This window comes from Rhizobium sp. UFLA01-1127 (assembly GCF_059803845.1).
In genome coordinates, this window is sequence record NZ_JAUQTZ010000157.1 from 1 (window position 1) to 14,345 (window position 14,345).

A 14,345-nucleotide genomic window follows, 5' to 3' on the forward strand; every position below is an offset into this window, starting at 1 on the left:
GGCCGTAACCATAGGCGATATGGACGAGGTCGCCAGCGCGGCCGCCCGAGGCGCGGATCGAGCGGGCGACAACGGTCGCCCAGGTGTCGATATCGTTTTTGGTGTACCCGACGACGGTGGGCTTACCGGTCGTGCCGGAGGAGGCGTGGATGCGAGCGAGCTTCTCGCGCGGTACGGCGAACATGCCGAAAGGATAGGTATCGCGAAGATCTTTTTTCGTGGTGAAGGGGAATTTGGCGAGATCTGCCAAGGTCTGTAGGTTGGAAGGGTGTACACCTACTTCATTGAAGCGTTGCCGGTAAAAGGGCGAATTCTCGTAGGCATGGGTGAGCGACCATTTCATGCGTTCGAGCTGCAATGCGGAAATCTCGTCGCGCGAGGCGGTCTCGATCGCCTCAAGCTCGCCGGCCTGCGGGGAAAGATCTTCCATGAATGTCTCCTCCAAATGCCAGACGCTACGGGTATGAAGCCTATTCCGGCAAAAGCGCGCCCTTGACTGTGCGCGAGTGGCCGCGGAACTCCGCGATCTGCTCGCCCTCCTGATTGGTAACTGCGATGTCGTAGATGCCGCCTCGTCCTCGGCGCGACACCTCCCGTGCCGTTGCAGTCAGCCGGTCGCCCCTGAACGCCGGCGCGATGTAGGTCACCGAACAATGCTGGGCGACTGTGCGCTGGTTGTAGCTATTGCAGGCGAATGCGAAGGCTGAGTCGGCGAGCGCGAAGATATAGCCGCCGTGACAGGTGCCATGACCGTTCGTCATTGCCTCGGTTACCGCCATCGAAAGGGTTGCCTCGCCCGGTGCCACGGCAAGAAGCTTCATGCCAAGGTAGCGGGTCGCATTGTCTTCGTCCCACATGGATCTGGCGCAGGCTTCCGCGAGCGCCTGAGGGGAGAGGCTTTCGATCATGCTCATTGCCCCTTGAACTCCGGCCTGCGCTTTTCGAGAAAGGCGGCGACGCCTTCGGCATAGTCGGCGCTGCGGCCGGCTTCGCGCTGCAGGTCGCGCTCAAGATCGAGCTGCTCGTCGAGCGAGTTGGTCGCCGCCGCCTGAATGGCGCGCTTCGTCAGGCCGAGCCCCTTGGTCGGACCGGCGGCGAGCCGGACGGCAAGCGTCTTTGCCTCATCCATCAGCTTGTCATCGTCCACCGCCCGCCAGATCAGCCCCCAGCCGGCTGCCGTTTCCGCATCCAGAGGCTCGGCTGTCAGTGCCAGCGCCTTGGCGCGGACCTCGCCGATAAGCCTCGGCAGGTTCCAGGTGCCGCCGGAATCCGGCACGAGGCCGATTTTCGCGAAGGCCTGGATGAAGCGGGCCGAACGGGCGGCAAGCGTAATGTCACAGGCAAAGGCGATATTGGCGCCGGCGCCGGCCGCCACGCCGTTGACCGCACAAATGACCGGCTTTTCCAGGCTGCGAATGAGCCGCAGCAACGGATTGTAGAAGGTTTCGATCGTATGGCCGAGGTCAGGCGCGCCCTTGCGCGGATCGCGGTCGCCAAGGTCTTGACCAGCGCAAAAGCCGCGCCCCGCGCCGGTCAAAAGGACAGCGCGAACATCCGCATCCTTGTGCGCGCGCTCAAAACCGGCGCGCAGCGCAAGATGCATGTCCTCGTTGAAAGCGTTGAGTTTTTCGGGTCGATTGAGCGTCAGGCCCAAAACGCCATCGGCGAGCGCCGACAGAACCGTATCGGAATCGGACATGTTTCCTCCCCGTCGCCCTTCCTGCAGCAACGATAAAATCCTTGCATAAACCGACCGGTCAGTCAATTATAAAAGTAGCACCTGGGAGGAAGATCATGACCGTTACCATTACGCATGAAGATGAGATCGGCATTGTCACCATCGACAATCCGCCCGTCTCTCCGCATCTTCCCGATGTTGTCGCCAGCATACCTTAGCCTCGCTACCGACAGATACATCGCAATTTCAACACGAGCAGGGACTGGTGTCGCTGAAGGGATCAAAAGAACTCCGTATGGGCAGTTTCGCTACTGAAGAATTTCAAACGAATAGCTCTTATAGCGACCGCGTGGTCGGTTCGACTCCTATCAAGAGCATAAACGTGAATCGGACGCTCCACGGCTCTTTAACTGCCAGTCAGTTCGCTCGTTTCCATTGACAAGAGGTGCTAACGAGCCGGTCGAACGCCAGTCTGCGTGAAATCTTCGCCCACATAAAGCAGAGGACAATCGTGCTCTTTGGCGACTTCATATGCGAAGCAATCGCCATAGTTCAGTCCAGCCGGATGAACACCCTTGCCCCATCGGCCGTAGGCATGAGCCACTCGACGGGCGGCGGCAGCTGTTACGGACACGATCTCGAAGCCGAGGCCTGAAATGAGTAGGTTGACTTCTTCACCGACATTGCGTCGTGAGGCCACGATGAGGGCCTCAGCGACGGTGCCGGCGGAAATCAGCAGTCGATCCGCCTCTTCGATTGCCGTCATACAAGCTTCGCCCTGCGGCTCGTCGAGCACAATTGCCATGAGAGCCGATGTATCAACTGCAATCATGCCGGCATCCCATCATCGTCATAAAGAAAATCCTGGCTGCGCGCCGCCGCTGGTCCTTGAAGCGCCTTGGCTACGGCCGATGCCCTGACTTTCTCCATCAATGCGCGCCGCCCCTTCAGGCCAGGCGAGACTGCGACGGCGACCAGGCGCACGACCTCGTGGCCGCGACGGGTTAGGATCACCTCATCTCCTGCTTCGGCTCGCTTCACCAATTCCGTGAGTTGCCCTTTGGCCTGGCTGACAGACACGCGCATCACTTGGACGCCTTTAAGCTTTCCTATGTTTTCTCCCAAGAAATGGTCTATGACTTGGTCTAATTCAAGGCTGCGGGCGGACCTATGGCGAGGATGGTCCGGAAGCGCCCCCAAATCGGTCATGACCATTACTTGCCGGTTATTGGCAGCTGCATGTTTCAAACCTGCAGAGCCTGTTGGCTTCTGTGGACGAGCATGAAGTGGGGCAACGTTTTAGTGTGAGATGCCTGATGTCGCGTGTGCCCTCACGATGGCGTCCGCTTCCTTTCCGTATAGCTCCTCGAAGTGATCGAAGGTCTTGGAAAAATAACCAATGCCCTGCGTCGCCGAGCGCAGCGTCCGCGCCAGATCGTCAAGTGCGCCGCCCGGAACGAGCGCCCGGAAGATGTCCCATCCCTTGGCGGCTTCATCCCGCTCGAAGCCGAGAACTTGGCCGTTGAGAGCGGAGACGATCTGGACGAGGCTGCCTGAATAGATCGACGGAGTGTGAATCTCGCTGCGGAAGACCGGCTGCATCAAGACGGTCGATCCTTCGGAAAGTGCCTGACGCACCCCCATTTTGGACGCAGTCCGGAATGCGTGTTCCGAACTGTCGACGGTATGGTGTTGACCATCTAACAACGTTACGCCGACATCGATGACCTCGAAGCCTAGCGGCCCTTTCTCCATCGCTTCGCGTGCGCCCGCTTCGACGGCGGGGATGTAATTGCGCGGAACTGCACCGCCTTTGACCGTTTCGTCAAAGGTGAAGCCCTGGCCGCGCTCGTTAGGGTGAATGCTTAGCTTCACATCCGCGAATTGCCCGGCACCGCCGGTCTGTTTGCGATGGCGGTAGTGAACCTCCGATGGTTTCGTGATCGTCTCGCGGTAGATCGGGCTGGGCGTTCGGTCGGTCACGGAGATGTGAAAGACATCGGACAGCGTTCGGCAGAGATCGCGCAGATGTACCGGCCCTTGGACGCGGACGAGTTGAGCGCCCGTGCCTTCCTCCTGCAAGACTTTGAGGCCGCGATCCGTCTCGGAAAGCTTCGCCAGCGTTTCGGAAAGCTTGTTTTCATCGCGCTCGCTGCCCGGAATTAAAATCCTCTCAAGCATCGGCGTGGGTGGCTCCGCCCACTCAGGCGAGGTGAGCAACGCGTCGGCGGTCAACAGCGAAGCGACGCGCAGATGGTCGGACTTGACCGTGGCGAAGACATCCCCCGCCGCCGGCAGAACCGCCGAATTGGACCGCCCGTTTGCGAGACTTTGGACGGCGCCGAGGCTGGAGCCGCCCAATAACGCACCTTGCCGCAGTCCCTCGCCAAGTGCGCGCACGAGCACCGTCTTGCCGACATTCTGGCGATGATAGGCATGGAAGCTCACGGCCACCAGCTTGCCTTCATCGACAGTTCCCGCATGAGCGAGACGCTGCCGAAGCTCACCTATCGGCGGCGCCTCGTGACGCAGCGCCTTCATCAGCCTCGTCATGCCGTTGCCGTGGCTTGCAGCACCGATCAGGACCGGGATAATCTTGTTTTCCCTGAGAACCCGTGATGAAATGGCGTAGAGCGCGTCGCTGGGCGGCTCACGGTCCTCGATCAGTTCCTCGAGGAGCCAGTCATCGAATTCGGACAGGTGTTCCAGGAGCTCCGTGCGTGCTTCGTGCTCGCGTTCCGCGGTGCTTTCGGGAATCGCGATCAGCGCCGAAGGCTTGCCTTCCCGGTAGCGCCACGCCCGTTCCGAAATCAGATCGCAACTGCCTATGATCCTATCCCCCTCGCGGATCGGGATCTGGCGAAGCAAAAGGGTGTGGTTGGCGTAGTCTTGAAGCGCAGCGATCACGTCCCTCAGCCGCCCTCTCGGTTCGTCCATCCGGTTGACGAAGAGGATGCAAGGCGTCCCCGAGGCTTCGACTATCCGCAGATAGGGCGCGGCAAGCACAGCCTCCTCGGGTGCCGATGAAACGCACAGGATGCAGGCGTCACTGGCAAGAAGCGCGTGCTGCGCATGCGCCAACGCCTCGGTGGGTCCCGGCGTATCCAGCGCACACCATGCCTCGTTTCCAAAGGTGAATTCTGCGAGGTTCAATCCGTAAGGGGAGCTGGATTTTCTCGGCGCACCCTCCAGGGAGCTGAGCTTTTCCACGACTGTCGATTTTCCGGTCTGCGAGGGTCCAAGCACGGTAAAGCAACGCATCGGTCTTCCTCCAACTGCCATAATCACAATTTTCAGCCATCATAGGATGCCCTGAACTGCCGCAAGGCGCCAGAGCGTTGATTTCCGTGACGATTTAACCCAGTTTCGCGTCTGGCCATGACCCAACCAAAAGCCTGAACTATCAATCTTTTCAGGGTATTGCATCTGCCCAAGCGGGTTAGCGCGAAATGACAATCAGGGTCAAAATCTGGCCGAGCTCAACATTCAGGACACGCGCGAGAAAGGAATACGCGCAATTATTCTCGGGGTTGTCGAAGAATTCATCGGGCTTGCCGATCTCCAGGATCGATCCCTGATCGATATAGATCACGCGGTCGGCGACTTCCCTCGCGAAGCTTGTTCAGTTGTATCGAGACTTCACCCAATTTCGCATTTCGTCGCGACCCTGTCTGAAGGTCGATATCGCAAATTCGTCAATGGCTGGTCACTGAATGGATCAGCGTCACATACAAATACGGGTCGAAGCGTGGTGAAACTGAACAACACGTATACTGATAGCGGCAACAGGCGACATAAGATGCCACCAAGGCTTCGATCGGGGAGCCGTCACTTAGCTGAGGAAATAACCCGCAAATATGCGATGACACGGTCAGCCATCGCGACGCATCGCGCTCCGTCGAATGGGAATAATGAGGAGAATGCTCCCGTCAGCTGCTTTTCGATTGCAATCCGCATCATCTTGCGTGCGCGGTGCAGCCGCGTCTTGGCAGTTCCAGATTTGATGCCGAGAAAAGATGCAGCCTCCTCAGTACTCATGCCCTCGACGTCCCGCAGCACGAAGATTGCGCGGAATTCGTCGGGTAAACCGTCGACAGCCCGTTCAAGCAGATGGCGCGCCTCGCCGCGGGAAAATTCGGTCTCTGGATCAGCGACTAAGAACGGGGTCGGAAATTGCAGCAGTTCGCCCCGTCCTGATTCTGCAGTCATGTCGATCTCCTCCAAACCGACGCTTGTCCGATGGCGCCGTACGCGCCCGAGCGCCTCATTGAGCGCGATCCGGGTGAGCCAGGTCGAAAGTTGCGCCTCATTGCGAAATGCAGTGAGATGAGTGAAGGCGTGCACATAGGTTGCCTGGACGATGTCTTCCGCCTCCGCGTCATCGCGGACGATGGCGCGGGCCGAGCGGAACAGGCGACGGTTGTGTCGCTGCACGAGGACGCGTATGGCTATCTCGTCGCCGGTCCTGGCATGGACGACGAGATCTGCATCGGAGAGCGCTGCCATGTCCGGCATATGCCTCGACGCCGCGGTGGGAACGCCAACCATGATCACTCCAGCGTAGCTCAATGCATCCACGTGCAGCTATGGCTGAACATCAAGCGTGCCTTTCATCATCGGATGAAAGCGGCAATAGAAATCCACTTTCCCCGCTTGTTTGACCGTCATGCTTTTTTGCGACTTCGGCGGCAGGTCGATATCGAAGCTCTTGTCGCGCGCGGTCGCGCTATGGCGGAATATATCATCATTACGCCAGGTGATCATGTCGCCGACATGCAGCGGCGGCACGGTACCGAACTGCATCTGCGCGATGATGATGTCGTGATTGGCGGCCACCGCGCTCGCGGGGCCTCCAACCAGGAATCCCGCAAAGGCCAGCGCCACGAGGATGGAAAACAGGAAACGCATCGCGAGCCTACTTGACCATCGACGCAAGATGCTCGGCGTGCGTCTGGTGCTCCTTGAAGAGCTTCAGACCCGTCTCCAGCAGTGATTTCAGTTCGCCATTCTGGGCCGACGGGATCAGCAGGGTTTCAAGCGCGCTATTGACCTGTTTGTGATAGGCGACTTCATTATCGACGTAGGCCTTGTCGAATGCCGCGCCATGAAGCTTGGAGAGCTTCGCCAATTCCGCTTTGGCGGCAGACGACAGCGACTTGCTGGTATCGTTATCCTCCGGCTTGACCTTCAATTTCTTCAGCAGAGCAAGCGCCTGTTTGTTCACGGCCGTGTGGTCGCGCTCCATCGTCTCGGCAAATTGCCGAACCTCGGCGTTCTTGCTCATCTTGAGAGCCTGTTTTGCAGCGGCAATGTCGATCTCGCCAGCCGTATAGGCAATATGCGCGATCTGCGGATCCGTCGGCTTGTCGGCGGCGAACGTCGCGGTCGCAAGCACCGCAGCCATCGCGGTTGCCGTGAGAAGTCTCTTGAACATGCTGGCTTCCTCCTCCATGGAAACTTCAGGCGCGTCCGGCACCTGAAACAGTCGTTAGATGTGGCTGCCGGCAAAAGGTTCCCAAGATTTGCAAAAGATCGTCCCGAAAGCTGCAAGTTTCATATTGTCTGCGTTCTATATCGGACATTTCCAGAGGGAGGAGCTGAGTGCAAAACGACATCTGGCTAACGATTTGACACGACTGGTTGATACGTGGACCGCAGAAGACGGATCGAGAGTTGCGTCCCATCAAGAACAAAGCATCTTACGATACTTCCTAGACAATGATCGGCGCGCGGTCTGGCTGGCCCGCCAAAAATCACGCAATCTGCTCGAACAAACCAGGCCGCCTCTTCGATTCCATTTCTGTCGTTGACGAAGGTTAGTGACTGGGCCGTCAATGCTCGTTGGGCGGGTGTGTCGGTCAGAACATACGACTTCATGCAGGTTGTTTCGGAAATCAGTTCGATACTTTCCCATGGGTAGGCGTAGCAACTCATTTGTTTTCAATGGGTGGTGGACAGCACGAGCCAGTCATCGTCATTGAGGGGTGCCAGCATTGCGCGGGCATCGTCCAGAGCCTTGCTTTCATTCAGTCGTTTCCACGCCTGTTCTGCCTCGGCGGCCGGCAAAGGGGGGGCAAGGGTCAGGAGGTCGATTTTCTCCTTTAGCTTTCTCGACATCATGGGAGGGGTCCAGCCGCCCGTGTGGCGAAACTCTCCCTGCTGCAGATGGCGGGTGGAATCGGTATAGCGGTGGAGCATGGTCTCGATTGGCTGCCCATGGATCAGAAAGTCGATCTCTTCGCGCTGCCAGCCAAGCGTTGGCAAATGCGTTGCAAGCAGGTGGTGGTTCGTATCGTTGCTGCCGCTCAAGCTAGGCAGCGGAACAAAATTTGCCGCGAGCATCACCAAGGCGGCAAGCCCGGGGCTGATGAATTGCGGCTGCAGCCAGGATGAGGCGGCGCCGTCCGGGCCGAGATAAAAGGCGTCATGAATATCCTGGCGCTGTGCTAGCGCGGCATATCGGCCAATCGCCATGGTCGAAAGTCGCTCGCGGTCGGCGGCTTCCCATGCTGCCAACAGGTCGAGAACCGTCCGTTCGAAGCTTGGTGTGACGGCGCAACGAAACGCGTGATGAAGGACTGCCATGTCGAATTCCCCCGTGGAAAGCCGCCGGACTTGGGAAGACCGGCGGTTAGAGCCATTGCAACTGGAAACATTAGGGTTTTCTCAAGAAGAGTCTATTGGGCAGCACAATTGGCCAGTTGTCCATTGATGACGGTAACCCCGGAGCCGCCCGTCGTGGCAAGGGCCTGGAACGCTGCGGCCGCCACCCGGCTCGCTGCCGCATTGGACGATGTGGGATTTTGGATTTCCGTCTTTGCTATGCTCCAGTGGCCTGGCGGTACATTGTCGAAGTTCATGTTCCAAGGTAAAGGCCTCGGGTTGTCGGCGGGATTCGCGTTGAATACGATGCCGTTTCCAATGGGGATTTGAGTGCCGGGCACCGGGCCAACAAGAGCGCCAAGGTCCACCTTGACGAAGCATTGGGCTGCGGGCAGTCCTGCGCGCGCCGCGTTATCGTCCAGAAAGTAGAAGAACGACAGGGTCGGCGGAGCGCCGCTGACACCGAAGTTCGCCGCGGTCCAGATGACGACGCCTCCCGCATCGGCCGTAACGCTGCGGTAGACGGAATAGGCGTAGGCGGGACTGACCATGCCAAGCCCGCTTGAGGCGGCAAGCAACACCGCGAGGATACTGCAACGCAATTTGGAAATTCGCATGATGGCTTTCCTTTTCGCTAAGAGTGGATGAACGTTCCCCACAGCATGCGGGGAGCGCTGACCGACAGCGCGCGCCGCCGGACCTGGTAGGCGGTGAGCGAATTCCTGCCGTCCGCCGTGTCTGTGAGTGTTCAGGGAGGTGCCCGCAGGCAGCCTCAGGGCATTCAGGCAAACGGCGGGGCACCGCCTCGCACCGTCGTCTTGCGCAAACAGTTTGCGCCTCGTTCAGTCATTCCCGACAAACAGGTTAGTTTCGACCTATGATCCGCCGGTTGTTGAAAACGTCCCGTTGGAATTGTAGGTGGCGATAATCGTGGCAAAGCCTATAGTGAAGTCGCATCGAGCCGAGTTGCTTTCGTCATAGGTCAGAAGGTTCCCGGCCGGTTGATAGCCTGTCTTTACGAAAAAGACCTGTTCCGGCGAGCAATTCATCGTTGCATTCGGCACGGGCGCCACGAAGCTTGAGAGGATGACGGCTTGGTTCGTGTTCACTGCAGCGACGCCACAGAAGAGTGTGGGAAGCGGTGCCGGTGTATAGGGCGGCACGTTGATCGCAAATGCCCCAACAGAGATCCCCGATTGATAGGTCGGCGCCGATAGCCCCAGCGGACTGAGTGTCAGTTCCGTAAAATTCGTCGGCGGATTGCTGCCAGCGCCGGTCGTGAGCGAAATCGCCTGCTTTGTCGTCGCGTTGCTGACCAGGAGCCGCGAAGTTCCGGATGAGGCCGATGCCGTAGACAGCGAGGGTGGCGGCGGCGCTGCGGTGCTGATTGCACCCGCGTAGATTTGCTTGTCCAGGCCGAAGACTATCTGCGCGCCCGAATTGCCGTAATTGCCGACATTCTGGCAGCCGAGACTGCAGCAGTAGATGGTGCCGGCGGACGGCTCGAACGTCGCCTGTTTCTGGAAGACATAGAAATACTGCGCAGTCTGCGAGAGATTCTGAACGATGATCTGGTAGGACAAACTGTTCATGATGTTCCGACAATCCCGTTTAGACTTCAGCTGCTAGGCTTGGGTCGTCCGCCGCCTTGGCTGGCGACGGACATCAGGCGGCGCAAGGTGGGCACACGCGGGTGAGGGTGAGGAGGTGCGTTTTTCACCCGCGTGGCCGCAGTCGGCCTATTGGAGCTGAGTGCTCCAATTGCCGTTGGCCTGCAAGCTGACGTTGCAGATGGTATAGCCGCCTGTGAAGTCGGAGAGCGCGGCGTTCACACTCGACTGCGAGAAGTTCATGACGCTGCCCGGAGTGTAGGCACCGGTCTGAACGAAGTATTTGAGGATCGGCTGGCAATCGATGTTGTTCATCGGGTTCGCCTGGACGAAGTTGGACAGCACGATGCCGCCATTGACGGCGATCGCCGAGCCGACATTGTAATATGGCGGTGAGGTGAAGCTCGGCGTGGTGATACGGAACGCGCCCGGCTGCACACCCGCTCCGTTGACCGGTGCGGAAAGACCGAGCGGCGCGACCGTCGCGGTCGTCCAGTCGTTCGGCGCGCCGCCGGCCGTGGCGAGATCGATCGCACGGCTGGCGGAGGCGAAGCCCGAGGACTGACCAACCTGCGGCGGTGTGTTTGCCTGTTGGATGCCGGCATAATATTGCAGGTTGACCTGGAAGGTCAGGATTGCGCCTGTCGCATCATAGTTTCCGAGAGATTGCGAATAGAGGCTGTTCGAGTAGACCTGCCCGCCGCCAGTATAGATAGCCGGCTGCTGGAAGAAGTAGAAGCTCTGGGTCTGCGGCTGGTAGTTCTTCACGTTGATGGTCAGCAATGTAGACATGGTCAACAATCCTTTTTGGGTTGAGAGCGAGGCACAGGGTTTCTCGCACGACACAAGCCTGACTACTTTGCCGTCCGATCACATACGGTTGCTATGTTTGAAACCCTGATTAGAAATATCTTATATAAATGCCATATAATCAACCTGAGGCTGTTGAGCAGAAGGTGAAAATGCGAGCGCAATTGCGCTCAGCGTAACGATTGTTCTGGAGGGATGGCGTGAAGCAGATTGATAAGACTGGCCTGGATCATGGCGGACCGACTGCGGAGCGCAAGCACCCATTGAAGCTCTGTCTGAGAAATTGTGCTGTCCTTATGCCATTCCATCGTGCCGCGCCCAAGCAACAACCAGTCGAGAGAGACATCCAGTAGTTGGGCAAGCGCACAGGCACTGTCCAATGATGTATGACCACCACTCTGCCAACGCGAGACGGCGGCGACGGAGACATTCAGTTCGGCGGCGAGGGCGTGCACTTTCCGGATCTGGCGCCGAGCTATGGCTTCTCGAATGCGTTTGCCGCGGGCGGGATTGTGAGCCATTATGAAATCTCCCTGTGGTTGCTTTGTTGAACAAAGCAGCCATAGGGAATTTTAGTGATTTCATATGTTAGATGATGCTTATGGTTATCGGGTGGCAAATCACAACGAACGATATCCTTCATCTACTCGGTATGCGGGAAATCTAAATAATCCGCTGGTCATCCTAATGGCTGACGCAGAATCCGGAGTGACGCCGTCAGATCGATGCGGTCTCGACGGAGAAGAGGGGGACAAGCTCTCAAATCCCACCACAATCCCAGCGACGCCTCTCATTGCATGAAATGGAAGCAAGTCTTTTCTCCTCGGATTGACTACGCAGGATGTGCCAAAAAAGGACTCGCGAAATGAATGCGTTTGCGGAGTGAGCGAGTTCACTGCTGACTCGGCGAGCGTCGTGGCGACCCGAAGGCCGGTGCGTTGGCGCTTTGACGTCAGGATCATCGCACCGCGTTCATATCGGGCATTGACGAGCTGAAAGAAGAGACTGCCGCTGCCTTGGACGACCGGCAGGTAGCCGATCTCGTCGACAATCAGCAAGCTTGGTCTGCAGAAGAAGCGAATGCGCTCTTGAAGCCTGCCTTCTCGTTCAGAACGGGCAAGCGAACCAATGAGGTCGGCGAGCGTCGCAAAATACACACTCTTTCCAGCCTTCACGGCTTCGACACCGAGCGCTGTGGCGAGATGGCTTTTGCCTGTTCCCGGTGGTCCGAGGAAATAAACGGCCTCGTGACGATTGACGAAGCCGAGCTGCGCCAGGATGAGAATTCGATCGCGATCGAGCGAAGGTTGGAACGTGAAGTCGAAGCCGACGAGCAAACCGTCATGCCGGGCTCATAGCTTTCCGCGACGATCTGCGCCTTCAGCTCGTCGCTCCATTCGCGGCGACGACCACTTCCAGTGAAAACCTCGAACCGTCGAACCGGCTCGTCATCGTTCGTTTTAAGTGTAAGCTCCGAAATCGACATAAGTCTAAGCCCTCTGTTCAGGCTTAACATCGTCAATCACAACATGATCCGGAAGGTGGGATCAAAATGACGCTTACGCCGCATCGGCGATGGCCGGAAAAAGAATGGCTCCGGTCGTGGCCGCTGCGTGTAGGCGCGCGCGGCTCCCGTTAATGCCATCCGCAGGTCGATGCCGATATTGATCTTCCTGACGCCACCCTGGTGCTCTTCTCGACCTCCTCGTGCCGCACGCCGTACGTTGGCGGCTGGCGAAGGGAATGAGACGCGCGGCCTGATCAGTGCACGGACATGCTCACCAAAGAGTAGGAATGCATGGCTTTGAACTGCGCGAACATAGCCGTTGCCTGCCGCAGCACAGCTCGGCATTCCGAAGGTCATTGCGGGCAAGCTCATCGGCATTGATGCGAAGCGCTTCAGCCATGTTGGCAGACAGCGCTGCAAGCGCCTATGGCCTTCGATGAAGGCGTCGCGGCATTTTCGAGGGCGCGGGCGAAATCGACGAAAACCTCCTTGCGTTCCTCGAGGTCCAGATCTTTGATTTTGTTTATTTTCTCTTCCATGTTGATCTAGTTCTGAACAGACGTGCAGATGCAGACCGAGCTCGTCACGCCTCGGCAGCGAAACAGCTAGGAAGAGACAAATTTGGTTTCAAGATTTCAGTGAAGGTTGAACTCACCTTCGACGCGGCGCCATTCGTTTGGTCCGATCAGGCGCTGGTGGGTATAGCGGACCGAATGCAGCGGGCCGTCGAGTTTGGACTGCCAGAAGTCCAGAAACTTGTGCATTTCCGGAAAATCAGGGGCCAGATCGTAGTTCTGCCAGACATAGGTCTGCAGCACGGATTCAAAATCAGGAATGCGGTAGAGGATGTGTGCAGTGGTCAGCCCGTAGCCATTGAGCTGCCGTTCCAGATCAGACGAAAATCGCATGCTTCATCTCCGTTTCATGACACGCAGAGGATGGCGCAAAATTTTGCAGTCATCAACAGATCTCTGAACGTGGAGACCCGTTTATTGTTCCTTTCCAGCATGTTAGCAGCTGTCTCATACGAGTGCTAATTTTTTTATCGCGCCCTCTTGAAATCGAAAAATCGCAAAAATAAATCTTTTGGCGCGAACGCTCAGATGAGGTTCGCACCCGCCCGGACTGGTCATCCGGTCCGGAGGGGAACAACGTCATCTTTTTTGTCTCACGGAGGAAAATATGTCGTTCCGACCGCTTCATGATCGCATTCTTGTCCGCCGGGTCGAATCCGAAGAAAAGACCAAGGGCGGCATCATCATTCCCGATACCGCCAAGGAGAAGCCGCAGGAAGGCGAGGTCATCGCCGTTGGTCCAGGCGCGCGCAATGAAGCCGGCCAGATCCAGGCGCTCGACGTCAAGGCAGGCGACCGCGTTCTGTTCGGCAAATGGTCTGGCACCGAGATCAAGATCAACGGCGAAGATCTGCTGATCATGAAGGAAAGCGATGTCATGGGCATTATCGAAGCCCCGGCCGAGCAGAAAAAAGCTGCTTGAGCTCTCCATATCACGAAATCATCAGTCAGATAGCTGCCTATTGAGGAGTTAAAGAAATGGCTGCGAAAGAAGTCAAGTTCCATAGCGACGCTCGTGAACGCATGCTGCGTGGGGTCGATGTGCTCGCCAATGCCGTAAAGGTCACGCTCGGCCCAAAGGGCCGCAACGTCGTTATCGACAAATCCTTCGGCGCTCCGCGCATCACTAAGGATGGCGTTACCGTCGCCAAGGAAATCGAACTCGAAGACAAGTTCGAAAACATGGGCGCGCAGATGCTGCGCGAAGTTGCCTCGAAGACCAACGATCTCGCCGGCGACGGTACCACGACCGCAACCGTTCTCGCTCAAGCGATTATCAAGGAAGGCGCCAAGGCGGTCGCCTCTGGCATGAACCCGATGGACCTCAAGCGCGGCATCGACCTTGCCGTCGAAGCTGTGGTCAAGGAATTGAAGACCAACGCCCGCAAGATCACCAGCAATTCCGAGATCGCTCAGGTTGGTACGATTTCGGCCAATGGCGATGCAGAGATCGGCCGTTATCTCGCCGAGGCAATGGAAAAGGTCGGTAATGAAGGGGTCATCACGGTTGAAGAAGCCAAAACGGCGGAAACCGAACTCGAAGTCGTTGAAGGCATGCAGTT

17 protein-coding genes and 4 pseudogenes are annotated in these 14,345 nt (G+C 57.8%); 2 read left to right on the forward strand and 19 right to left on the reverse strand.

Annotated features, from left to right (window positions below; genetic code table 11):
• The 19 genes and pseudogenes from Q4Q11_RS27225 to Q4Q11_RS27315 all read right to left on the reverse strand — a co-directional run.
• A pseudogene (locus Q4Q11_RS27225) lies at positions 1-430 on the reverse strand (phenylacetate--CoA ligase); the annotation flags it as partial.
• Positions 431-470: 40 nt separating this feature from the next.
• Positions 471-914, reverse strand: a complete 444-nt coding sequence (gene paaI, locus Q4Q11_RS27230) for a hydroxyphenylacetyl-CoA thioesterase PaaI (protein WP_162735988.1) — start codon at positions 912-914, stop codon at positions 471-473.
• Positions 911-1,699: a 2-(1,2-epoxy-1,2-dihydrophenyl)acetyl-CoA isomerase PaaG gene (gene paaG, locus Q4Q11_RS27235; protein ID WP_498571425.1), complete on the reverse strand. Its 789-nt coding sequence runs from the start codon at positions 1,697-1,699 to the stop codon at positions 911-913. The genes paaI and paaG overlap by 4 nt, the downstream gene beginning before the upstream one ends.
• 427 nt (positions 1,700-2,126) lie before the next feature.
• Positions 2,127-2,510, reverse strand: a complete 384-nt coding sequence (locus Q4Q11_RS27240; protein WP_498571426.1) for a type II toxin-antitoxin system VapC family toxin — start codon at positions 2,508-2,510, stop codon at positions 2,127-2,129.
• Entirely contained in the window at positions 2,507-2,764 is a 258-nt protein-coding gene (locus tag Q4Q11_RS27245) for a type II toxin-antitoxin system Phd/YefM family antitoxin (RefSeq protein WP_113215980.1), read from the reverse strand. Before Q4Q11_RS27245 ends, Q4Q11_RS27240 begins: the two co-directional genes overlap by 4 nt.
• A gap of 213 nt (positions 2,765-2,977) precedes the next feature.
• Entirely contained in the window at positions 2,978-4,939 is a 1,962-nt protein-coding gene (locus Q4Q11_RS27250) for an elongation factor G (protein ID WP_498571427.1), read from the reverse strand.
• Between the two features lie 178 nt (positions 4,940-5,117).
• A complete protein-coding gene (locus Q4Q11_RS27255; RefSeq protein WP_162701713.1) occupies positions 5,118-5,270 on the reverse strand; it encodes an ATP-binding cassette domain-containing protein in 153 nt (50 codons plus the stop codon).
• Between the two features lie 236 nt (positions 5,271-5,506).
• Positions 5,507-6,226, reverse strand: a complete 720-nt coding sequence (locus Q4Q11_RS27260) for an RNA polymerase sigma factor (protein ID WP_112508574.1) — start codon at positions 6,224-6,226, stop codon at positions 5,507-5,509.
• A gap of 36 nt (positions 6,227-6,262) precedes the next feature.
• Positions 6,263-6,586 carry a cupredoxin domain-containing protein gene (locus tag Q4Q11_RS27265; protein WP_498571428.1) on the reverse strand — a complete coding sequence of 108 codons (324 nt, stop codon included), beginning with the start codon at positions 6,584-6,586 and terminating at the stop codon, positions 6,263-6,265.
• A gap of 7 nt (positions 6,587-6,593) precedes the next feature.
• A complete protein-coding gene (locus Q4Q11_RS27270) occupies positions 6,594-7,112 on the reverse strand; it encodes a DUF4142 domain-containing protein (RefSeq protein WP_498571429.1) in 519 nt (172 codons plus the stop codon).
• 506 nt (positions 7,113-7,618) lie between these two features.
• Entirely contained in the window at positions 7,619-8,263 is a 645-nt protein-coding gene (locus tag Q4Q11_RS27275; protein WP_498571430.1) for a hypothetical protein, read from the reverse strand.
• Positions 8,264-8,355: 92 nt separating this feature from the next.
• On the reverse strand, positions 8,356-8,898 hold the full coding sequence (locus Q4Q11_RS27280) for a hypothetical protein (RefSeq protein WP_112508581.1): 543 nt from the start codon (positions 8,896-8,898) through the stop codon (positions 8,356-8,358).
• Between the two features lie 258 nt (positions 8,899-9,156).
• Positions 9,157-9,873 (reverse strand): hypothetical protein, encoded by a 717-nt coding sequence (locus Q4Q11_RS27285; protein WP_498571431.1) that lies wholly within the window; start codon positions 9,871-9,873, stop codon positions 9,157-9,159.
• Positions 9,874-10,020: 147 nt separating this feature from the next.
• Positions 10,021-10,683, reverse strand: a complete 663-nt coding sequence (locus tag Q4Q11_RS27290; protein ID WP_112508586.1) for a hypothetical protein — start codon at positions 10,681-10,683, stop codon at positions 10,021-10,023.
• 188 nt (positions 10,684-10,871) lie between these two features.
• Positions 10,872-11,222, reverse strand: a complete 351-nt coding sequence (locus Q4Q11_RS27295; RefSeq protein ID WP_112508588.1) for a helix-turn-helix domain-containing protein — start codon at positions 11,220-11,222, stop codon at positions 10,872-10,874.
• 420 nt (positions 11,223-11,642) lie between these two features.
• Positions 11,643-12,035, reverse strand: a pseudogene (locus Q4Q11_RS27300) (ATP-binding protein); the annotation flags it as partial.
• A 29-nt stretch (positions 12,036-12,064) separates the two neighbouring features.
• Positions 12,065-12,217, reverse strand: a pseudogene (locus Q4Q11_RS27305) (hypothetical protein); the annotation flags it as partial.
• Positions 12,218-12,462: 245 nt separating this feature from the next.
• Positions 12,463-12,747, reverse strand: a pseudogene (locus Q4Q11_RS27310) (hypothetical protein).
• A 96-nt stretch (positions 12,748-12,843) separates the two neighbouring features.
• A complete protein-coding gene (locus Q4Q11_RS27315) occupies positions 12,844-13,116 on the reverse strand; it encodes an usg protein (protein ID WP_112508590.1) in 273 nt (90 codons plus the stop codon).
• A gap of 274 nt (positions 13,117-13,390) precedes the next feature.
• Here Q4Q11_RS27315 and groES point away from each other — a divergent pair, with 274 nt between their 5' ends.
• Both groES and Q4Q11_RS27325 read left to right on the forward strand, forming a co-directional pair.
• Complete coding sequence (gene groES / locus Q4Q11_RS27320) at positions 13,391-13,705, forward strand: co-chaperone GroES (RefSeq protein WP_112508592.1); 315 nt, start codon at positions 13,391-13,393, stop codon at positions 13,703-13,705.
• A 56-nt stretch (positions 13,706-13,761) separates the two neighbouring features.
• On the forward strand, positions 13,762-14,345 hold a 584-nt coding region (locus tag Q4Q11_RS27325; protein ID WP_498571432.1), incomplete at its 3' end, for a TCP-1/cpn60 chaperonin family protein.